This window comes from Streptomyces sp. Je 1-332, from assembly GCF_040730185.1.
Taxonomy (GTDB): Bacteria; Actinomycetota; Actinomycetes; order Streptomycetales; family Streptomycetaceae; genus Streptomyces.
The window spans coordinates 6,700,696-6,721,791 of sequence record NZ_CP160402.1 but is presented as its reverse complement, the minus strand read 5'-3'; the positions used below and the strand labels follow the sequence as shown (position 1 = coordinate 6,721,791).

Here is a 21,096-nt window from a genome sequence, read left to right as displayed (position 1 = left end):
GCGTAACTTACCGACGGGTTACCACCGGTAAGGACGCGCGGTTACCGTCGGGTCACTTTGCTTGCACGAGTAGGGAGTGACCCGTGGGACAACCGCGCAAGGCTCTGCGTACGACCACCGTGGGCGCCGTGTCGGCGACTCTCATCGCCGGCGCCGCCTTCGGCCTGGCCCCGGCCGCCCAGGCTGCCCCGGCGGCCGCTCCACAGGCGGCAAGCGCCACAGACGTACGCTTCGTCGACATCCCGGGCGACGGCGGCACGGTCCTCAAGGCCAACGTCTTCACCCTCAAGGGCGCGAAGGCGGGAGCGAAGTTCCCGGCGATCGTGCTGCCCACCAGCTGGGCCATGCCCCAGATCGAGTACGTCGCGCAGGCCCAGAAGCTCGCCGACTCCGGCTATGTCGTGGTCAGTTACAACTCGCGCGGCTTCTGGCAGTCCGGCGGCGAGATCGAGACCGGCGGCCCCGAGGACATCGCGGACGCCTCGAAGGTCATCGACTGGACGCTGGCCAACACCCCGGCCGACCCCGCGAAGGTGGGCATGGGCGGCGTCTCGTACGGGGCGGGCATCAGTCTGCTCGCCGCCGGGCACGACAAACGGATCAAGGCCGTGGCCGCGCTCAGCGGTTGGGGCGACCTCATCGACTCCATCTACAGCGGCCGCACCCAGCACCGCCAGGCCGCCGGTCTGCTCGGCGGCGCGGGCGTCCTCACCGGCCGCCCGAGCCCCGAACTCCAGCAGACCCTCAAGGACTTCCTCGCGTCCAACCTGGACAAGGAGGACGAGATGATCGCGTGGGGCGCCAAGCGCTCCCCCGCGACCTACATCGACCAGATCAACAAGAACGGCGCGGCCGTCATGCTGGGCAACGCCTGGGGCGACACGATCTTCCCGCCCAACCAATACGCCGAGTTCTACGAGCAGTTGACGGGCCCCAAGCGCCTCGAATTCCGGCCGGGCGACCACGCGACCGCCGAGCTGACCGGCCTGTTCGGGCTGCCCAACGACACCTGGACCTCGACCCAGCGCTGGTTCGACCGCCACCTCAAGGGCGAGAAGAACGGCGTCGACAGCGAGCAGCCCGTCCAGCTCAAGTCGCGCTCCACGGGCGGCTACGAGGGCTACCCCGACTGGAAGTCCGTCGGGGCGACGCAGAAGAAGATCGACCTGGCGGGCTCCACCACGCTCCGCGCGAACGTCGACTCGGGCGCCAACGGCGGCACCGTCCTGCTCTCGAACACCCTCGACCAGTTCCTCAAGATCCCGCCGATGGCCTCCATGCCGCTGCTTCCGCGGCGTTACGCGGGCGTCTGGCAGTCCGAGAAGTACGACACGGCCCAGCGGGTGCGCGGCACGGCGAAGCTGCACACCACGCTCACCAGCACCAAGGAGAGCGGCACCCTCGTCGCGTACCTCTACGACGTGGGCCCGCTCGGCCTCGGCAAGCTGGTCAGCAACGCGCCGTACACCTTCCACGGCAAGACCCCCGGCCAACCGTTCGGCGTGGACCTGGAGTTGTTCTCCACGGCCTACGACGTCCCGGCAGGACACAGGCTCGCCCTGGTGGTCGACACGGTCGACCCGCTCTACATCGAGCACAACCCGTCCGGCTCGCAGCTGACCTTCTCCTCGCCCGCGTCCGACCCGTCGTACGTGTCGGTCCCGCTGCGCGAACAGTGATCACCGGCTGCTGCCGGGTCGGGCTCTGGCCCCTTTAGCTACTGCGGACCCGGCAGCAGCGTCCCTGGTTCGGCCGGCGCCACTTCCGCGGCCTCGGTCTTGGGATTGCGCCGCTGTCGCTTGGACACCCACTGGGCGAACCACGAGAGCAGCATGCACATCCCGATGTAGATCGGCGAGATCACCAGAACCACGGGGATGAAAGGTAGATCGTAGTCGAGGTTCGACGCGATCAGCTTCCCGGCGTGGAGGAACTCCTCATAGGTGATCAAGAAGCCGAGCGAGGTGTCCTTCAGGGCCACCACCAACTGGCTGATGATGGCGGGCAGCATGGCGCGCAGGGCCTGCGGCACCAGGACGTAACTCATGACCTGCGTCTTGCGCATGCCGAGCGCGTACGCCGACTCCCGCTGCCCGCGGTCCACGGAGTTGACGCCCGAACGGAAGACCTCGGCGAGCACCGAGCCGTTGTAGAGCGTGAGCCCGGTGACCAGGGCGGGCAGCGCCTGGACCTTCAGCGCCACGAAGACGAAGAAGATCATCACCAGGACCGGCATCGCGCGGAAGAACTCCACGAGGAGCGTGGCCAGCCAGCGCACGGGCCGGTGCTCGGACAGCCGCCCCATGGCGAGCAGCCCGCCGAGCGCGAGCGCGAGCACCGCGGAGATGGCGAAGGCCTTGAGGGTGTTGCCGAGGCCCCTCAGGAGGAGTTCCTGGATGCCCTTGTACTCGAAGGGCATCCACTTCGTCTCGGTGAACTGGTCGGTGTCGAAGAGCAGGTAGAGGATCCAGCCGAACAGGGCCAGCAGCACCACGGTGGAGAGCAGTCCGTAGAGCTTGTGTCTGCGCTCGGTCTTCGGGCCTGGTACGTCGTAGAGGGCGGTGGAATCGTGGGAGAGGGCTTTCATCGGGCGACTCCCCAGCGCTTTTCGAGGACATTGAAGATGGCGCTGATGGCGAGGGTGATGATCAGGTAGCCGACGGCGATCCAGACGAACGTCCAGATGATGTTGTAGCCGAGCTCACTGAGCGTCTTGTACGTGCCGAGCAGCTCGGTGACGCTGAACGCGCCCGCGATCGCCGAGTTCTTCGCCAGTGCGATGAGGTTGGAGCCGACCGGTGAGATGACGGACCGGAAGGCCTGCGGGAGCACGACCATGGACAGCGTCTGTCCGAAGGTCATCCCCAGGCTGCGGGCCGCCTCGCCCTGGCCTTTGGGGACGGTGTTGATGCCCGAACGCAGTGCCTCACAGATGAAGGCGGAGGTGTAGCAGCCGAGTGCGAGTACGGCGAACACCTTGAAGGGCAGGACGAGTCCGAAGCGCGGGAGCCCGAGCAGCACCGCGAAGAAGAGCAGTGTGAGCGGGGTGTTGCGCAGAACCGTCACCCAGGCGGTGCCGAACACCCGGAAGGAGCCGACCGGCGCCACCCGGAACGACGCCATGACGAAGCCGAGCACGAGGGCCAGGATGGAGGCGTACACGGTGAGTTCGACGGTGCCGAGGAACCCCTCACCGAAGGTGGAGAAGTTGTCTGTCAGTACGTCCACGACGCCTCCTCAGCTCGCCGGGTAGCGGTCGATGGCGGGCGGCTTGGGCGCCGGGACCCCGGAGAGGCCGAGGGTGGCGTCGTAGGCCTTCTTCCAGTCGCCGTCCTTCTCCCGGGCGGCGAGGGCGTCGTCGACGGCGAACCGCAGGGCGTTGTCGCTTCTGGGGACGCCGATGCCGTAGGGCTCCTTCGAGAACGGCTTGCCGACCACCTTGAGCTCGTCTGGCACCTTGGCCGCATAGCCGATCAGGATGGCGTCGTCGGTGGTGACGGCGTCCACCTGGTAGGTCAGCAGGTTGTCGACGCAGACCGAGTAGGTGTCGTAGGCGACGAGGATCGCCTTCGGGTATTCCTTCTGGATGCGCTGGTAGGGGGTCGATCCTGCCGCCGAGCAGACCCGCTTGCCGTTCAGGTCCTGCGGCCCGTTGATGTCGTCCTCGTCGGTGCGCACGAGCAGGCCCTGGCCCGCCATGTAGTACGGGCCGGCGAAGCCGACGAGCTTCTTGCGGAGGTCGTTGATCGTGTAGGTGCCGACGTAGTAGTCGATCTGCCCGTTCTGCAGGGCGGTCTCGCGGTTCGCCGAGGCGATCGTGCGGAACCGGATCGAGTTCGGGTCGAAGCCGAGCGAGGCCGAGATCATCTTGGCGATCTCGATGTCGAAGCCGGTGTACTGCCCCGTGGCGGGGTTCTTCTCGCCGAGGAACGGCTGGTCCTCCTTGGCTCCGACGACGAGGTGACCGCGCCTCTTGGCCTTCTTCCAGGTACTGGACTGCGGCAGTGTGAAGCCCGTCGCGACCTGGTACTTGGGCAGTTCGTCGGGCTGCGGCCCCTTCACCGGGGGGCTGCCCTCCTTGCCGCAGGCGGTCACGGCGCAGGCGGCGAGGACGAGCGCCGCGAGCAGACGTGTCGTACGCATCATGCCTGTCCCCCCGTCAGTGCTTGAGGATCTTGGAGAGGAAGTCCTTGGCTCGGTCGCTCTCCGGGTTGCTGAAGAAGTCCTCGGGGGCCCGGTCCTCGACGATGCGGCCCGCGTCCATGAAGACGACGCGGTTGGCGGCCGAACGGGCGAAGCCCATCTCGTGGGTGACGACGACCATGGTCATGCCCTCGCGGGCGAGTCCCTGCATGACCTCGAGCACCTCATTGATCATCTCGGGGTCGAGGGCCGATGTCGGCTCGTCGAAGAGCATCACCTTGGGCTCCATGGCGAGCGCGCGTGCGATGGCCACGCGCTGCTGCTGGCCGCCCGAGAGCTGCGCCGGGTACTTGTCGGCCTGTGTCGCCAGGCCCACCCGGTCCAGGAGCTCGCGGGAGCGCCGCGTGGCGTCGTCCTTCTTCTTGCCCCGCACCTTGACCGGCGCGAGGGAGACGTTCTGCAGCACTGTCTTGTGTGCGAAGAGGTTGAAGGACTGGAACACCATGCCTACGTCGGCACGGAGCGAAGCCAGGGCCTTGCCCTCTTCGGGAAGCGGCTGCCCGTCCAGTGCGATGGCTCCCGACTGGATCGTCTCGAGCCGGTTGATCGTCCTGCAGAGCGTGGATTTCCCCGACCCTGACGGGCCGATGACCACGACCACCTCCCCCTTGCCGACGGTGAGGTTGATGTCCTGGAGGACATGCAGCTCCCCGTAGTACTTGTTCACTTCACGCAGCTCGATCAGCGGATCGACGGCCATGCCCTGCCCTGCCCACTCTCAGCGGTGTCGGTCCGCGCAAACTATCCACGTGAAAACGGCACTTACTGGACGACACGCACTTATGGGCATTAACCGTATTTGCACTTACGTCATCCCGCGACTACGACTCCGACGCCTCCGCGTAGACCTGGGACAGCTCCGGAGCGCCCTGCACCGCCCAGTCGAGCCCCGCCTCGACCACCTGGATCTCCCGCCCCGAGGGGAGCCACACGACGGGGCTGCCGCCGGGCCAGACGTGCCAGGTGGCGCCGGGCACCCGGCGGACGATGACCGACCCGAGGTAGAGACCCGCGTCGTTGCCGAGCCACGGCAGCAGTTCGGGGTCGTCGCGCCAGCGTGGCAGGAGCTGGTCGAGCGCGGTCAACGAACCCGGGGAGTCGTCGAGTTCGAGCCCGGCGGTGGCCGCCTGGGAACGCAGCAGCTCGCATTCGGAGAGGAGTTCGGCCACGCCGGCCGGATCCTCGTCGAACACCGAGGCGAGTCCTGGGCTCCGGTCGGCGGACTGCCTGCGCCACCTGTCGAAGAAGGAGATGTTCATGATCGGCCTCTCCGTTGGACGTCAACGCCGGATGCGCGACTGGTGGGACGGATCCGGCCTGCGACGGACCGGCCGGGCTCGCCCTGCCGGACCCTCGTTGACGCGTGGTCGCACGAGCTCATCTCCCACCCGTCTCCCTGTTCCCAGGGCGCGGATGTCCGTATCTCCAAGAATGTATCTTGCATCAGTTGATCACGGAATCAGGCGAATCACGCCGCGCGCGCCCGCGGCCCCGCGGCGATCACCACGGGGCCAAGCTCCGGGCGGTTACGCCGTCGGCTCCTCACCGACGGCGATCTTCGCGTAGTTCGCCAGAGAGCGGTTGTAGCGCGGCAGGTGCTTGGAGAGCGCGCCCAGGGCCAGCGCCGCCGCTTCCCGTTCACGGCCGACGTCGATCAGCGCGAGCGCCAGGAAAGCCGTGACCGCGTCGTCGAGCTGGTCGGAACCGTGGTCCCGCTCCGCGGTGAGCAGCTCGACGCTCCTCTCGGCGTCCCCGAGCGCGCGCATCGTGCTCGACATCTGGATCACGGCCCGTCGCCTGCGCTCGCCGGTCAGCCCGGCCTCGAGCGCCTGCCGGTAGAGCGGTACGGCCGCCCGGCCCTCGCCGGTCGAGTCGTTCGCCGACGCACGCTCGAAGTATCCGACGGGGTGCCCCTCGGGGAGCTCATCGGCCAGCGCCCCGATCTTCGCGCGGAAGTCCGCGGCGTCGAACTCGTCGATGGCGGCCCACAGGTCGGTGGAGCGCTGCTCCCATTCTGGTGTGGTGGTCATCGGGACAGCTTCACAGACAAGTCCGCCTCCCACCATGGCTGTTCAGGTGCGCCTGTCCGCGCCGTTCGGGTGTGCCTGTCCGCGCCGCAAGCCGAAGACCCCGAGCCGGGGTCAGGAGCGATGCCACCCCGCGAGTGCGGCATCGCGGTGAGTTCGGGTCATGTTCACGCGCACCTCATTGACGCTTATCCCTCACCTCCTTAGCTTCATGGCGCACCTGTCGTCACGTCAGCTACAGCCCTGGGGGGTCCACATGCTCCAACGTCCAGGCCGACGTTCATGGGGAGCGGCAGCCGTACTGGCGGTACTCGCCGGTGCCGTCCCCGTGGCAACGGCGCAAGCCGCCCCGCACAGACCCGGGCCGCTCCCTCTGGAGCGGCTCTTCGACAACAGGGCGGTCAGTGACGACGCGCGACCCGCGGACGCGGACTTCGACGGCTCGGGCGGTTCGCTCTCGGCGCGGGATCTCGACGCGGCGGGCTGGACCCCGGGACGCTCGCTCGCCGTGGACGGGGCGCGGCTCACCCTGCCGCGCACGGAGCCGGGCGAGGCGGACAACGTCCGCGCCGACGGGCAGGCCGTGCGGGTGCGCGGGCGCGGGGACGCCCTGGCCTTCCTGGTCGCGGGCACGGGCGGCGAGGCGAGCGGCACGGGGACGGTGCGCTACGGGGACGGTTCGAAGGGGACGTACCGTCTGACGGCGCCGGACTGGCGCGCGGGCCCGCTCGCCACGAAGGCGGTCGCGCTGCCGCATGTGAACACTCCGGGCGGCCAACTCGCCGAGAAGGCAAAGCTGTACGTCGTGACCGTGCCGGTGGCGCGTGGGCGCGATGTCACGTCGGTGACCCTGCCCAAGGACCCGGGCGCCCCGGATCTGCACGTCTTCGCGCTCTCCGTGCGGCAGCCGGCGAAGGGGTGGACCGGGAGCTGGTCGACGTCGACGGCCGGGTACACCGCGGTGGGCCCGTGGGCCGACCGGACCGTGCGGCTCGTCGTCCACACCAGTACGGGCGGTCCCCGGGTGCGGATCCGGCTCGACAACACCTTCGCCTCGGCTCCGGTACGGATCGGGAGCGCGACGGTGGCGGTGCAGGAGTCCGGGGCGGGGGCGCGCGGCGAGCCCGTGCCGCTGTCCTTCCGGGGCAAGAGGGGTGCTGAACTCCCGGCGGGAGCACAGGTGTTCAGCGACCCGCTCGACTTCGACGTACCCGAAGACACCAACCTCCTGGTGAGCTTCCACCTCCCGGAGACGGTGACGACAGCGCCCGTCCACAGCCAGGCCATTCAGCGCTCGTACGTGAGCGGTCCCGGCGACCACGCGGCGGACGGCTCCCCGGCGGCGTACACCTCGACGATCACGACCTGGCCGCTGCTCACGGGCGTCGACGTGTCGGGCGGACCCGGATCGGTCGTGCTGCTCGGCGACTCCATCACGGACGGCGTGAAGTCGACGCAGGACGCGAACCACCGCTGGCCCGACGTCCTCGCGACGCGGCTGCTCCAGCAGGACGAGGTGCCGCGCTTCGGCGTGCTGAACCAGGGGATCTCGGCGAATCGCGTGGTCGCGGACCGCTACCCCGGCGACGGTGTCTCCACGGACACGGGCGGCGTGAGCGCGTTGCACCGCCTGGACCGGGATGTGTTCGCCCAGACGTCGGCCCGTACGGTCGTCCTCTTCGAGGGGGTCAACGACGTGCGGTGGGGCGCGTCGGCGGATCAGGTCGTCGCCGGGATGCGGGAGATCGCCGGGCGGGCGCACGCGCGCGGCCTGCGTGTGGTGGCCGCGACGATCGCGCCCTGCCAGGGCGAGTCACTGTGCACGGCGGCGGCGGATGCCGAGCGGATGAAGGTCAACGCCTATCTGCGGGGCGGCGACGACTTCGACGCCGTCCTGGACTTCGACGCGGTGCTGCGCGACCCGGCGAATCAGGCGCGGATGCGGGCGGAGTACGACAGCGGGGACCATCTGCATCCCGGCGACGCGGGGCTCGCCGCGATCGCGGAGTCGGTGGATCTGCGGTTGCTGGAGCCGTAAGGGACGGGCGGCGGCCGGAGGTGCTCTTCCGGCCGTCACCGCACCCGCTCACCGCTGTGTCACACGTCGAGGTCGACTACGACCGGCGCGTGGTCGGAGGCGCCCTTGCCCTTGCGCTCCTCACGGTCCACGTACGAGTCCGTCACGGCCTTGGTGAAGGCCTCGTTCCCGTACACCAGATCGATGCGCATTCCCCTGTTCTTGGGGAAGCCGAGCTGGCGGTAGTCCCAGTACGTGAACGGGTGGTCGTACTTCAGGGGGCGCGGCACGACGTCCGAGAGGCCCGCCTCGCGCAGCGCCGCGAGCGCCGTGCGCTCGGCGGGCGTCACGTGCGTGGCGCCCTCGAAGAGGGTCGGGTCCCACACGTCCGCGTCGGTCGGCGCCACATTGAAGTCACCGAGGACCGCGAACGGGCGGTCGCCCGCCGAGTCGGCGGCGACCGCGGCCTTCAGGGCCTCGAACCACTGGAGCTTGTACGCGAAGTGCGCGTGGTCCACCTCGCGGCCGTTCGGCACATAGACCGACCAGACGCGGGCCGGGCCGCAGGTGGCGGAGATCGCGCGCGGCTCCTGGATCCCGTCGTAGTCGGGGCCGCCGGGCAGTCCGGTCGTCACGTCGTCGAGGCCCACGCGGGAGACCAGCGCGACGCCGTTCCACCGGCCCGTCGCGTTCACCACCGACTCGTAGCCGAGCTCGCGCAGCTCGGCGGCGGGGAACTGCTCCGCGGTGGTCTTGGTCTCCTGGATGCACAGCACATCCGTACCGCTGCTCTCCAGCCAGGCGAGGAGCCTGGGCAGCCGAGCGGTGATCGAGTTCACGTTCCAGGTGGCAATGCGCATGCTTCCCAACCTACCGGGCGCCACTGACAGCCCCGGGGCCGCCGGTCACAGCTCGGCGGACTCCCCCGGCGTGAGCCGCAGGTGCTCGGCCCCGCCCAGCGACCCGATCTGCGAGTCGTAGATCGGCCGGGCCAGGTCCGTGAGCAGCGCGTCGTGGACGTCGTAGGCACGCTGGGGCTTGATCTCGCGCACGTAGTCGATGACCTCGGAGATCTTGCTCCAGGGGGCCATCACCGGCAGCATCAGGGTGTCCACCGGCTGCTCCGGGACGGTCAGCGCGTCGCCCGGGTGGAAGACCGAACCGTCCACCAGGTAACCGACGTTCGTGATCCGCGGGATGTCCGGGTGGATCACGGCGTGCAGCTCGCCGTGCACCTGCACGTCGAACCCGGCGGCCTCGAAGGTGTCGCCGTGCCCGACGGTGTGCACCCGCCCCGGGAAGGCCGCCGAGATCTTCTCCGCGACGGAGCGCAGGGTCCAGATCTCGGCGGCGGGGTTGGCTTCGAGGCCCGCGCGCAGCCGGTCCTCGTCGAAGTGGTCGGGGTGCTCGTGCGTGACGAGGATCGCGTCGGCGCCGAGCGCCGCGTCCTGTTCGCTGAAGCCGCCCGGGTCGATGACGAGGCTTCGTCCGTCCCGCTCCAGGCGGACGCAGGCGTGTGTCTTCTTCGTGAGCTTGATGCGCTTCGCGGCAGTCGTCATGCCCCCATCCTGCTACTCCTGGGGCGTGGTTTCCTCACGGATCACGGCCTGGGCGACCTTGAAGGCGGAGTTGGCCGCGGGTACGCCGCAGTAGACGGCCGCCTGGAGCAGGACTTCCTTGATCTCCTGCGGGGTGAGGCCGTTGCGCAGGGCCGCGCGGGTGTGGAAGGCCAGCTCGTCGAGGTGGCCGCCCGCGACGAGCGCGGTGAGCGTGACGCAGCTGCGGGAGCGCCGGTCGAGGCCGGGCCTGTTCCAGACCTCGCCCCACGCGTAGCGCGTGATGAGCTCCTGGAAATCAGTGGAGAAGTCGTCGGCCGCGGCGAGCGCGCGGTCCACGTGCGCGTCTCCGAGCACCTCGCGGCGGACCTTGATCCCCGCCTCGTACGGGTCGGGGCGTCCGCCGCCCACGGCCTCGGGCTGCTCCGTGGGGCCGATCTCGGCGACGGGGAAGACGGGGATCGGCGGCGCGAGCACCGGCTTGACCGGCGGTGCGCTGATCGCCGCGTGCGTCCCTGTGGCGTCGGGCGCGAGCTGCCAGGCGGTGGAGAAGTGGCGTACGAGAAGGTCGGTGACGGCCGCGGGCTGCTCGACCGGGGCCAGGTGGGACGCTCCCGGCACCACGGCGAGGCGGGCGTCCGGGATGCCCGCGACCAGGGTGCGGGCCTCGCCCTGCCCGGTGACCTGGTCCTCCGAGCCGACCAGGACGAGCGTGGGCACCCCGATCCGCCCCAGCTCGGCACGCACGTCGAAGGCGGCGAGAGCTTCGCAGGCGGCGATGTAGCAGCCCGGGTCGGTCGTCCGCACCATCTGTACGGCCCAGTCGGTGATGGCGGGCTGCGCGGCGGCGAAGCCGGGCGTGAACCAGCGCTCCGGGGAGGTGCGCGCGATGGGGTCGAGGCCGTTGCTGCGCACGATCACCCCGCGCTGGCGGAACTCGTCGGCGCTGCCGAAGCGTGGCGAGGCGGATATCAGCGCCAGGGACGCGACCCGCTGCGGGTGCCGCAGGGCGAGCTCGGCGCCGATGGCACCGCCGAACGCGCAGCCCGCGTAACCGAAGCGCTGCACGCCGACCTCGTCGAGCGTGGCGAGAAGCCGCTGAGCGAGCTCGCCGACGGAGCCACAGGGGTGCGCGGGCGCGCCCCCGTGCCCGGGCATGTCGAAGCGGAACACGCGCCACTGCTTGACCAGCTCGGGCACCTGCCGGTCCCACATATGCCAGGTGGTCCCGAGGGAAGGGCCCAGGATCAGGACCGGGGCGTCCTCCGGCCCGTCAAAGCGGTATTGCAGGGTGTTCGTCGGTGTCTCGCTCACTCGCCCGACCCTCTCATCTGTCACGACAGCCCCTGTGAGCGGGGTCCTGACTGTAGCTGTTTGACCAGGTGGAAGAACCCTCCGGCCGCCTCACGGCTTGCCACTTCCTGGCCCGATGGCATATCCACTCCCAGCAAAACCGCCCCTGCAAGGAGACGACGACGGGCCTGCGCAGCAGGCGGCGTGCTGGACAGGCCGAACTGGACACGCCCCCTCCCGGTCCGACGGCGCATCGCGTTGCCAGCACCGGGCCGCGTGGGCGGTCAGAAACGTGAGGACGCCAAACGAGCGGCAGCCCCCTGTCGGGACACGCCCCGCCAGCCCGGCACCGACAACGCGCCGTCCCTGACCAACGACCGACACTGTGAGGCTTAGACACTCTGGTCAGGCATGTCATGAATCAGACCGCGGGCCCGGGTCAGCACCCACCTATCCTCCCGACTGTCGTGGCATCGAACTCTTCGTTCAGTGATCGGCGAACCACGCCGGAATCTCGCCGGGCATTCGCCGAACCTGCTGATGTCAGGCCAGCGGTACGACCTCGGAGAGGGGCATGTGAGCGTTGGCGTCCATGCCTTCCGGGAGCTCGGCACGCACCACGTCAAGCGCGCCCTGAAGCAGAGCCTCGCGCTCATTGGCGTCCAGGTCGAGCGGGCTCGTGAGTTTTGAGAACCCGCAGCCCACGGCCCACACCGTGTCAGCTTGGGCTGTCGCCAAGCCGATCCCTCCCAAAACAGTGAGCGAAGCTCCGCCCGTGGGGATTGCTGCGGCCAGACCTATAACTGCAATGGTCGTGTTGATGGTGTCGTTGATCGACCACAATCCGCCGGGATCGATTCGGTTGACGGGGTCACCTTCGGCGTACAGGTATGGATTCTTCCCCTAGCCGGAGGGGTCGGGCTGAGTGAAGCGGCCGATGCTGGGGTCGTAGTAGCGGGCCGCGAAATGGTAGAGGCCAGTGACGTCCTGGTAACCGCCGGCGAACCGGTAGGGCTGGGCGACCTTTCGCTGCTCGCAGTGCGAGTGACGCCACGAGGGCTGTAGGAATAGGAGTTCACCTTCGTGCCGGATTCGTCGGCGGTGTCGACAACGGAGCCGAGGGCGTCGGTGAGGTAGTAGTCCGCCTTTCCGTCCCGGGTCATGGAGTTGAGTGTGCCCTCCGGTTCCCGGTTAAAGCCCGTGTCCACACCCGCAGTTGACGTTGCCGACAGGCCGATCGGGCCGTTGTGGAAGTAGGTGTCGCCCAGCTTGACGCGCTCGCTCTGGTCGGTCGAGCCATACTGCCCGGCGTAGGTCTTGCCGCCGACCGTCAGCGAGGTGAGCTGGCTGTGATCCGACCACTTCTCGCCCGTCCGGGTCCCCTCCGGTGTCGAAGCCGCGGCCGTCTCGTGGCCCTCCTTGTCGTAGGACCCGGCCACCTGCATTGGACCTGGGCCCTACCGGCTCTTGTTCCTCGGGCGCCGGGACCAACGTCCCGAGTGAGCGCAAGAAGGAGGCGGACGGCATCGTGCTGCGCAACGAAACCCTGCGCGCCGAAGGAAGGCGCGAGCAGCAGCGTGGCCGCGGAGAACTGCAGGCCCGGCGCAGCGCGGGCGACCAGCCGCTCTCCTACGCAACAGGCCCGATCACAACGCAATCTTAGGAAGGACGGGGGTGTGCTGCGCTGAACCCTGGTTCCGGAACGGCGCCGCCCAGGCCCACCACGCGTGTCTGACAGCATTTCGGGTAAGTGCGGGTCCACGATGGGACCGAATCTGTACCTGCCGGAAAGGGCTCCCGGGTGAGCGAACGACCTCGGCACAGCACACGGTTACTCCTCACCTTGGGTCCGCTGGTGCTTGCCCTCACCGGCTGTGGCGGTGCCGGTGAGCGGAGTGCGGACGCGTCAGCCGCAGCCACTGCCTTCGAGCACGTCCTGGCCGGCCGGGACAGAACGGCACTGTGTGCGGCCTTGGCTCCGGAGACGCGTGGTGAGGTGGAGGATTCCGAGAAGAAGCCGTGTGTCGAAGCTATCGGAGCGCAGGGCATCCCGGCTGGGGGCTCCGTCCGCTCCGTGGATGTCTACGGACGTCAGGCACGCGCAGTGCTGGCCTCGGACACGTTGTTTCTGTCCCAGTTCCCGGACGGGTGGAAAGTCGTGGCCGCGGGGTGCCAGCCCCGCCCCGCCCAGCCGTACCAGTGCACGGTGAAGGGAGGCTGACGGGTGCGCACCATGTTCACGCTCTGCCTGACCGTCGTCCTGGGCGGCTTGGCCTACTTCATCGTGGTGGGGCTGATGCACCGATGACCGCCTCCGCACCAACGCCTGAGCGCGGCGCACCGGGCCAGGAAGAGGGCGCCACCAGCTCAGGGAAGCCCCGCGTGCGCCGCTTCGTGCGCGAGAACGGCATAAGCCTCGGCTTCGGTATCGCCTTTCTGCTGGCCCTCGCAGGTCAAGCCATCGCAGGCTGGGCGGAGTTCAACAACCAGCTCACCACCGACGGGCTCGCGCAGATCGGCTTCCTCAGCTACCTGGCTTCCTCCGACTTCGCCGTGGACGTAACGGAGAACTGGCAGTCGGAGTACCTGCAGTTTTTCCTGTACATCTTCGCCACCGTCTGGCTGCTGCAACGCGGTTCACCGGAATCCAAGGAGATGCACAAAGCCGGCACCGAATCTGATCAGGACCAGCGGATGGGCGCGCATGCGGGCCCTGACTCACCACGCTGGGCAGGCGTGGGAGGGATGCGCCAGGCGATCTTCTCGCGGTCGCTCGGTCTGGTGATGGCCGCGCTGTTCCTTCTGTCGTGGCTGGCGCAGTCCATCGCGGGGGCCGCCGCGTACAACGAACAGCAGTTGAGGCAGCTCCAGGCTCCGATCAGCTGGACGCAGTACATCGCGTCTGCGGACTTTTGGAGCCGCAGCCTGCAGAACTGGCAGTCCGAGCTCTTGGCCGTGGCCTCCATGGCCATCCTCTCCGTCTACCTGCGCCAGCGCGGTTCTCCCGAGTCCAAGCCCGTCGGAACCCCGCACGCCTCCACGGGTACCGAGGGATGAGCAGAGCCAACCAGGTCCGACGGCTGTGACGGTGGAAGGGTGTGATCGGTGTGGGGCAAGTGGACCGGATCGCTGAGCCTTGGGGAAGCCGGACTCCCTACGGCTGCGGCCAGGAGTGGCCGGTGCGGGTGGACACCCACCTCGCCGAAGGCGTGCGAGCCCAAGACGTCGAGCGGTGGGTGTCGACGGCGTCGATCCTGCACTCCAACGGAGACGCCATGGACATCGCCGTGAAGGACGGCCGCATGGTCGGTGTCCGCGGCAGGGCCGGGGACCGGGTCAACCGCGGGAGGCTCGGCGTGACGGACCTGTTCGCGTGGCAGGCCAACTCCTCGCCCGACCGGCTGACCCAGCCCCTGATCCGCGTAGACGGGCGCCTGGTGGCGTGCGACTGGGACACCGCCATGGATCGGATCGCCGCCCGTTCAAGGCAGTTGCTGGATGAGCAGGGGCCCAGCTCGATCGGCTTCTACACCAGCGGTCAGCTCTTCGCCGAGGAGTACTACACCCTCAGTGTCATCGCGCACGGCGGCATCGGTACCAATCATGTCGACGGCAACACCCGCCTGTGCACCGCCACCGCGGCAGAGGCCCTGAAGGAGTCGTTCGGCTGCGACGGCCAGCCCGGCTCGTACACCGACATCGATCACGCTGACGTCATCGCCCTGTTCGGGCACAACATGGCCGAGACCCAGAACGTACTGTGGAGCCGCGTCCTGGACCGGCTCGCCGGCCCCAATCCGCCCGCGCTGATCTGTGTCGATCCCCGCCTGACACCGGTCGCCAAGGCCGCCACCGTGCACCTGGCGGCAAACCCCGGCACCAACGTGGCGCTCATGAACGGACTGCTGCACGAGGTCATCGCGGGCGGCTGGATCGACCAGGGCTACATCGACGACCACGTGGTCGGCTTCGATGAATTGCGCGAGCGGGTCGAGGGGTATCCGCCCGAGCGGGTGGCGGACATCTGCGACGTGCCCGCAGAGAAGATCCGGGAGGCAGCGCGCGTGCTGGGAGGCGCGCGGCGTCTGCTGTCCACGGTACTGCAGGGCTTCTACCAGTCTCACCAGGCCACGGCCGCCGCCGTGCAGGTCAACAACCTGCACTTGGTGCGCGGCATGCTCGGCCGGCCCGGCTGCGGCATCCTGCAGATGAACGGGCAGCCCACGGCGCAGAACACCCGCGAATGCGGAGCCGACGGCGACCTGCCCGGCTTTCGCAACTGGGCCAACGACGACCACGTGGCAGAACTCGCCCAAGTCTGGAACGTCGACCCGGCACGGATCCCGCACTTCGCCCCGCCCACGCACGCCATGCAGATGATCCGTTACGTCGAGGACGGATCCCTTCGCATGCTGTGGGTCAGCGGCACCAACCCGGCCATCTCCCTGCCCGAACTGCGCCGCATCCGATCCGTTCTCTCACAAGAGCGGCTCTTCCTCGTGGTGCAGGACATTTTCCTCACCGAGACCGCTCAACTAGCGGACGTCGTACTGCCTGCCGCCGCCTGGGGGGAGAAGACCGGAACGTTCACCAATGCCGACCGCACCGTCCACCTGTCGGAAAAGGCCGTCGAACCGCCCGGCCAGGCCCGCCCTGACCTGGCCATCTTCCTCGACTACGCGCGCAGGCTCGACCTGCGCGACAAAGACGGGGACCCACTGGTGAAGTGGCACGACGCGGAGAGTGCCTTCGAAGCGTGGAAGGAGTGCAGCCGCGGCCGTCTGTGCGACTACACGGGCCTGACCTACGCCAAGCTTCGCGAACACGGCGGGATCCAGTGGCCGTGCAACGAGGCCAACCCCGAAGGCACCGAACGTCTGTACGCGGAAGCCGACTTCTGGAGCGACCCTCAGCGCTGCGAAAACTACGGTCGCGACCTCATCACCGGAGCCCCCGTGGAGCCTACCGAGTACAAGGCGATGAACCCCTCGGGCAAAGCAGTCATCAAAGCTGCCGGGTACCAGCCACCCCACGAACAGACCAGCGCCGACTTCCCCTACGCACTGATCACCGGACGCACGCTCTACCACTTCCATACCCGGACCAAAACCGCGCGCACGCCCCAACTCCAGGCCGCCGCACCGGAGGTCTGGGTGGAATGCTCCTCCGGCGACGCCACGGCTCAGGGCTTCCGAGAGGGCGATCTGATGGAGATCACCACCCCTCGGGGGAAAGTGCACGCCAGGCTCCGGGTCAGCGGCGTCCGCGACGGGGTGCTCTTCCTGCCCTTCCACTTCGGCAACTGGGACACCGGACAAAGCCCGCAGGATGCAGGGCGTGCCGCGAACGAACTCACCCTCACCGACTGGGACCCCGCCTCCAAGCAACCGCTCTTCAAGACCGCAGCCGCCGCGCTTCGTCGCATCGAAAACCGCGCGGGACCGGCGCCAGCTCCCACGACCGCCGCATCCGCGCCCGTCTCCGCAGACGTGCCCAAAACTGCCGGCGGACCCACAGCGCTGACCCACGAGAACCTCAGCGCCTCAGCGGAGGGAGCCGCCCGGTGAAAATCAACCTGCTCCTGCACGCCATGCACCACGACGAGAACGACCTCGCCCATACGCTGCTTCACGTCGCGGAACGTCACAAGGTCGATCACGAGATCTACCATCTCGGCCGGGACATGGCCCGCTGGTCTCAAGACCACGTCCGTACCCTGGCCACGCTCGGCGAGCGCTTCGGAGCCCACCTCGACCCCGAACCGGTGGGCAGCCTCACGATGGCAGCCCGCGCGCGAGACAAGGCCGCCGAACTGACAGGCCGAAGGCCCGAGGCCGCGCTCTCCCTGCTGCGCGACCTCCGGGAGATCTACACCAAAGCATCGGGGGTCTCGGTCGACTGGGAACTCCTCGGCCAAGCTGCCCAGGGCCTGCGCGACACCGGACTGCTGAACGCCGTACAGCGCTGCCACCCCGATACGCAGCGGCAACTGCATTGGGCGAACGGGAAACTCAAAGAGTCCGCCACCCAGATCCTCGTCAGCTGATCCGCAGGCCCTACAGCAACCCCGAAGCCTCTTCGGTCAGAGGCTACGGATGGCCCGGGCGTTCCTCGGGCGGGGTCCCGCCGCCGGGGCCGCCGCCCTTGCTGCCCTTGTCCGTTCCGTGGTCGTGAGCACCCGCTCGGCGGGACTTGCCGGTCTGTCGCGCCTTTAGTTCGGCGCTGTCCTGGGGGGTGGCCCCGCCCTTGTCGCTGCGCCGCTGTTCGGGCTGCTGCGGGTTCGACATTGCGATCGCTCCCATCACATGATCCGGTTCACCGACCAGGCGCCCGGCCCGGTGCGGACCAGACCCGGCCCTGCGTTCCATGCTCCCACGTGACCGTGCTCCAGTCCCTTCGAGCAGGGGTGCGACGCAAGGCGGCCGTGTGCCTCAGCTGCCGACGCCCCCTGGCAAGACCCGGCCTGCGGTACTCATCCGTTCGGTCGCGGTCTGCTCGCACGCCTCCCAGGGCTCCACGTCAGATGGGATCAGTCCGCGTCCTGGATGAGAGGCCCGCCGGAGGGTACGCGGAAGGTCATCGGGCAGCCCGCCGGTGGACCACATCCGCTCCGGAAGGAGTACGTCATGCCGCAGGGATCCAGCAAGAAGCGTGAGCGCCAGTACGAGCACATCAAGGAAGGCGCGGAGAAACGCGGCACCTCCGAAGGCCGCGCGAAGGAGATCGCGGCACGCACCGTGAACAAGGAACGAGCCCGTTCCGGCGAATCGAAAACCGCGAGCAATACCTCCACGCAGGACAAGAAATCCGCCTCACAGCGCGGCGGCGAACGCTCCCACAGCGGCTCCCAAGGCCCCACGAAGGACCAGCTCTACGCGGAGGCCAAAAAGCGCAACATCGACGGCCGCTCATCCATGAACAAACAGCAACTGGCCAAGGCCCTCGGCCGCTGACCGACAACTGCAGTACCCGTAGGAAGCACCAGCCCGCACAGGACGAGGCGCACCCGGCCACGGCCGCCGACGAGGTTCTGCACGAGGCGGACGATGCCGAGACGAGCGTGGTGGACGACGGGGAACGGCGCGGCAAGGACGGCGAGGCGGCGGACGCGCTGTCCCCGAACGAGGACGCGCAGGAAGACGCCCACCATCGCGACGCCTGACCGCTGCCCTCGCAAGCTCCCTTCGCAGCCCATGCCCGTACCCCTACGTCCACGTGCATCTCCACACCCGGTTCACGGCATAGTTCACAGCAGACGGAGGCTCTGCGTGTTCGACAGCACCTTGGCATTGACGGCCCAGGGACACGCGTGGTTGCCCGACCGTCATCGCCGCGCCAAGGCAAGCCGGCGCGGGCCCGGCTCATGGGCAAGAACGCTGTGGCCATCCACAGCCCCGAAGCGGTGCGCTTCTTCTACGACGAGAACCACATCGAGCGCCACGGCGCGCTGACGGGCCCCGTTCTCGACACTCTCTTCGGACGCGGGGCTGTGCACACGCTCGACGGCCGGCAACATCGGGCACGCAAGGCCCTGTTCATGGCCCTGCTCAAAGACCGCAGCGGTCTCCACCCCCTCGCGGAGCACCTCAGGGCCGAGTGGGACCTTGCCCGCCAGCGGTGGGCGGGCCGCGACCAGGTAGTGCTCTTCGACGAGTCGAGCCTGCTGCTCACCCGCGCGGTGTGCGCCTGGTCCGGCGTGCCCCTCGACGACGTCGACACCGAGGAGATGGCCCGCGGTCTGGTGGCCATGATCGACGGCTTCGCCTCCCCCGGGCCCCGCCACCTACGTGCCCACCGCGCCCGCAGCCGTCAGGAGAAGCGGATCGCCCGGCTTGTCGAGGCGGTCCGCAACGGGACGGAAGCCGCTCCCGCGGACTCGGTCCTTGCGGCCGTGGCCACCCACCGTGGCGCCGAGGGGGCAACCGTTGGATGCGCATACCGCGGCGGTCGAGGTCCTGAACGTGCTCCGCCCGACGGTCGCCGTCAGCTGGGTTCCTGACCTTCGCCGGGCATGCTCTGCACCGCAGGCCCGAACACCGCAAGCTCCTCGCCGGCGGTGACACGGCCTACGCGCGTGCCTTCGCTCACGAGGTCCGGCGGTTCTACCCCTTCGCCCCCTTCGTCGGCGGGCTTGCCGCAGCCGACCTGCTCTGGGACGGGCAGGACATTCCTGTCGGCAGCATGGTCCTGCTCGACCTGTACGGCAGAACCACGCCCCGGATCTCTGGCCGAAGCCGTACAACTTCGACCACGGCCGTTTCGTGGGGCGTGAGCCCGACCGCGACGAACTGGTGCCCCAGGGCGGAGGCGACCCCGCCGCCAACCACCGCTGCCCTGGGGAGGACGGCACGCTGACGGTCCTCGAAACCCTCGTCCCCTGCTGGCCGCGCTGCGCTACGACGTGCCCGCCCAGGACCTCAGCATTCCGCTGCGGCGCATACCTACGGCACCTCGAAGCGGCTTCGTCATGACGCCCCTGCCCCAGGCGTAGCCTCCCGGAGGGGGCGGGTTACGCCTCTACCCAGCTCTGGAGAGTGTCGTTCGTGTGCTGGACCTCCTCCATGAGGCGGGTGGCCTCGATGACCAGGGCCCCGTAAGGCCGGGTGGGGTCAGCCAGCGGGAGGGTCTGGGCCTCGGCCTCCTCGGCGACCTCTCGACGCCGCGTTTGCGCGTCGCGGACCAGTCCGTCCAGATGCTCCGTCTGCCGGCTCAGTTCCTTCTCGTCCAGGGTGCTCAGCGCGTAAGCGATCTCGGAGGTGGCTTCGAGGAACGCCGCGTACCGATCCAGGAAGGAGCGGTACTCGTACTCGCTCTCCTCTTGCTTCCACTGGTCGAGACTTCGTGTCAGGGAGGCCAGTTGGCTCAGGGTGCGTTCCAGGGCGTTCAGCACCGTCTCGTATCCCTGGAAGGTCAGATGCCCACGATGGCGTCTCAGCAGCCGTCGGGGGTTGTAGTGGATGCTTTCTTTTGCGGTGTGCAAGCCGGCCCTGGCCTGCGCGATCAGGCTGTCCGTCTGGTTGGCGCGTTCGCGCCAATGCGCGGTGGTGTCCGCCTCCGGCGCGCCTTCGCGCAGGGCGGGGTGTATGTCGGCGGTGAGGTCGTAGAGCGCTCGGGCCAGGATGCGGACGCTGTGCTCGGCGCTGCGGTAGCGCAGCGGCGGGGCGATGGTGACGTTGACCGCGGTGCCGATGGCGCAGCCGATGAGGACCAGCAGCACGATCTGTCCCAGCTGCGAGATGCGGGTCATGTTGTCAGTGGCGCTGCTGTAGGTGGAGAACGCGAAGAACGCGGCGGTGGCCACCTGTGGCCCCTGCACACCCAGAACCCTTGAGCGCCCGATCGACAGGGCGATGGCCGCCACCAGCACGAAGGTCAGCAGATCTGGGCCCGCGAGGAAGCCGAGCGCAGCCTGGACAGCGACCCCTGCCGCGACCGCGCCGACATAGCGCAGGGACTGTGTCACCGACTGGTAAACGGTGACATACATGATCATCACCGCGGAGAAGGGCGCGAACGCCGGGGACTGCGCGTCAAGAGCGTAGTAGGAGACGATCCAGGCGAGCGTGGCCGCGAGGGTGCTCTTCGTGACCAGCAGCACGCTCTGGCGCTCGGAACCCGCGTAGTGGAAAGCCCGGCCCCACCACTGCCGCCCCCGTACGAACCACCCCGACGACTCGTGAGCGTCCGCCCGTCCAGCCGCCATAGTGAACTCACTTTCTTCCGCTCTTCCTTAAGGCTCGATCCGGAGCCCACCGGCTGCTCACAGGCGCCCTCAGCGGATCACGCTCTGTGCTCCTGCCGGTCGCGCCACTTCGCCCACTGCCCCGACTGCCCCGGCTCACTCGCACTCCTTCACGCTTCAAGGACAGAGATCATCCGAGTCGTGGGGAACTTCCGACCAACCTGTTTCACCGGCGCCGGACCCGGTCACCCGAAGCGGGACAGCTCCGGCATCAAGGCGTGCGGGGCATCCGCAAGCAGAGATGGGTCGGCGATTCAC

At 68.7% G+C, this 21,096-nt stretch carries 18 protein-coding genes and 2 pseudogenes; 7 read left to right on the top strand and 13 right to left on the bottom strand.

The annotated features are described in order from the left end of the window. The first annotated feature begins 83 nt into the window (after positions 1 to 83). Positions 84 to 1,679: a CocE/NonD family hydrolase gene (locus tag ABXJ52_RS30325; RefSeq protein WP_367046264.1), complete on the top strand. Its 1,596-nt coding sequence runs from the start codon at positions 84 to 86 to the stop codon at positions 1,677 to 1,679. A 38-nt stretch (positions 1,680 to 1,717) separates the two neighbouring features. Here the strand turns inward: ABXJ52_RS30325 and ABXJ52_RS30320 are convergent, their stop codons facing one another. The 6 genes from ABXJ52_RS30320 to ABXJ52_RS30295 form a co-directional block, all read right to left on the bottom strand. Beyond that, a complete protein-coding gene (locus tag ABXJ52_RS30320; RefSeq protein WP_367046262.1) occupies positions 1,718 to 2,587 on the bottom strand; it encodes an amino acid ABC transporter permease in 870 nt (289 codons plus the stop codon). Continuing rightward, positions 2,584 to 3,228 (bottom strand): amino acid ABC transporter permease, encoded by a 645-nt coding sequence (locus tag ABXJ52_RS30315; RefSeq protein WP_367046260.1) that lies wholly within the window; start codon positions 3,226 to 3,228, stop codon positions 2,584 to 2,586. The genes ABXJ52_RS30320 and ABXJ52_RS30315 overlap by 4 nt, the downstream gene beginning before the upstream one ends. Positions 3,229 to 3,237: 9 nt before the next feature. After that, positions 3,238 to 4,146 (bottom strand): glutamate ABC transporter substrate-binding protein, encoded by a 909-nt coding sequence (locus ABXJ52_RS30310; RefSeq protein WP_367046258.1) that lies wholly within the window; start codon positions 4,144 to 4,146, stop codon positions 3,238 to 3,240. 13 nt (positions 4,147 to 4,159) lie between these two features. Further along, a complete protein-coding gene (locus tag ABXJ52_RS30305) occupies positions 4,160 to 4,903 on the bottom strand; it encodes an amino acid ABC transporter ATP-binding protein (RefSeq protein WP_367046256.1) in 744 nt (247 codons plus the stop codon). A 121-nt stretch (positions 4,904 to 5,024) separates the two neighbouring features. After that, positions 5,025 to 5,462 carry a DUF6278 family protein gene (locus ABXJ52_RS30300; RefSeq protein WP_367046254.1) on the bottom strand — a complete coding sequence of 146 codons (438 nt, stop codon included), beginning with the start codon at positions 5,460 to 5,462 and terminating at the stop codon, positions 5,025 to 5,027. A gap of 267 nt (positions 5,463 to 5,729) precedes the next feature. After that, entirely contained in the window at positions 5,730 to 6,233 is a 504-nt protein-coding gene (locus ABXJ52_RS30295; RefSeq protein WP_367046252.1) for a tetratricopeptide repeat protein, read from the bottom strand. 253 nt (positions 6,234 to 6,486) lie between these two features. On the opposite strand from ABXJ52_RS30295, the gene ABXJ52_RS30290 reads away from it, so the two are divergent. Continuing rightward, entirely contained in the window at positions 6,487 to 8,268 is a 1,782-nt protein-coding gene (locus ABXJ52_RS30290; protein ID WP_367046250.1) for an SGNH/GDSL hydrolase family protein, read from the top strand. 59 nt (positions 8,269 to 8,327) lie between these two features. On the opposite strand, the gene ABXJ52_RS30285 is transcribed toward ABXJ52_RS30290, so the two are convergent. The 5 genes and pseudogenes from ABXJ52_RS30285 to ABXJ52_RS30265 all read right to left on the bottom strand — a co-directional run. After that, entirely contained in the window at positions 8,328 to 9,107 is a 780-nt protein-coding gene (locus ABXJ52_RS30285; protein WP_367046248.1) for an exodeoxyribonuclease III, read from the bottom strand. A 45-nt stretch (positions 9,108 to 9,152) separates the two neighbouring features. After that, a complete protein-coding gene (locus ABXJ52_RS30280; RefSeq protein ID WP_367049382.1) occupies positions 9,153 to 9,785 on the bottom strand; it encodes an MBL fold metallo-hydrolase in 633 nt (210 codons plus the stop codon). 33 nt (positions 9,786 to 9,818) lie between these two features. Continuing rightward, positions 9,819 to 11,117 (bottom strand): 4-carboxymuconolactone decarboxylase, encoded by a 1,299-nt coding sequence (gene pcaC, locus ABXJ52_RS30275; RefSeq protein ID WP_367046246.1) that lies wholly within the window; start codon positions 11,115 to 11,117, stop codon positions 9,819 to 9,821. A gap of 522 nt (positions 11,118 to 11,639) precedes the next feature. Continuing rightward, entirely contained in the window at positions 11,640 to 11,834 is a 195-nt protein-coding gene (locus ABXJ52_RS30270; protein WP_367049497.1) for a hypothetical protein, read from the bottom strand. 102 nt (positions 11,835 to 11,936) lie between these two features. Further along, positions 11,937 to 12,526: pseudogene (locus tag ABXJ52_RS30265) on the bottom strand (RHS repeat-associated core domain-containing protein); the annotation flags it as partial. Between the two features lie 874 nt (positions 12,527 to 13,400). Here ABXJ52_RS30265 and ABXJ52_RS30260 point away from each other — a divergent pair. Genes ABXJ52_RS30260 through ABXJ52_RS30250 form a run of 3 tightly spaced genes read left to right on the top strand, consistent with a single transcriptional unit; the run spans position 13,401 to position 17,142 of the window. Next, positions 13,401 to 14,153, top strand: a complete 753-nt coding sequence (locus ABXJ52_RS30260; protein WP_367046244.1) for a DUF6766 family protein — start codon at positions 13,401 to 13,403, stop codon at positions 14,151 to 14,153. Positions 14,154 to 14,203: 50 nt separating this feature from the next. Further along, positions 14,204 to 16,663 (top strand): nitrate reductase, encoded by a 2,460-nt coding sequence (locus ABXJ52_RS30255; protein WP_367046242.1) that lies wholly within the window; start codon positions 14,204 to 14,206, stop codon positions 16,661 to 16,663. Continuing rightward, positions 16,660 to 17,142, top strand: a complete 483-nt coding sequence (locus ABXJ52_RS30250; protein ID WP_367046241.1) for a hypothetical protein — start codon at positions 16,660 to 16,662, stop codon at positions 17,140 to 17,142. Before ABXJ52_RS30255 ends, ABXJ52_RS30250 begins: the two co-directional genes overlap by 4 nt. Before the next feature lie 43 nt (positions 17,143 to 17,185). On the opposite strand, the gene ABXJ52_RS30245 is transcribed toward ABXJ52_RS30250, so the two are convergent. Continuing rightward, complete coding sequence (locus ABXJ52_RS30245) at positions 17,186 to 17,398, bottom strand: hypothetical protein (RefSeq protein WP_367046238.1); 213 nt, start codon at positions 17,396 to 17,398, stop codon at positions 17,186 to 17,188. Positions 17,399 to 17,722: 324 nt separating this feature from the next. On the opposite strand from ABXJ52_RS30245, the gene ABXJ52_RS30240 reads away from it, so the two are divergent. Continuing rightward, positions 17,723 to 18,049 carry a plasmid stabilization protein gene (locus ABXJ52_RS30240; RefSeq protein WP_367046236.1) on the top strand — a complete coding sequence of 109 codons (327 nt, stop codon included), beginning with the start codon at positions 17,723 to 17,725 and terminating at the stop codon, positions 18,047 to 18,049. Positions 18,050 to 18,364: 315 nt separating this feature from the next. Then, a pseudogene (locus ABXJ52_RS30235) lies at positions 18,365 to 19,587 on the top strand (cytochrome P450). Positions 19,588 to 19,605: 18 nt separating this feature from the next. On the opposite strand, the gene ABXJ52_RS30230 reads toward ABXJ52_RS30235, so the two are convergent. Next, the gene (locus ABXJ52_RS30230; RefSeq protein ID WP_367046234.1) at positions 19,606 to 20,799 is read right to left on the bottom strand and encodes a hypothetical protein; all 1,194 of its coding nucleotides are present in this window, start codon (positions 20,797 to 20,799) and stop codon (positions 19,606 to 19,608) included. Positions 20,800 to 21,096 lie beyond the last annotated feature (297 nt).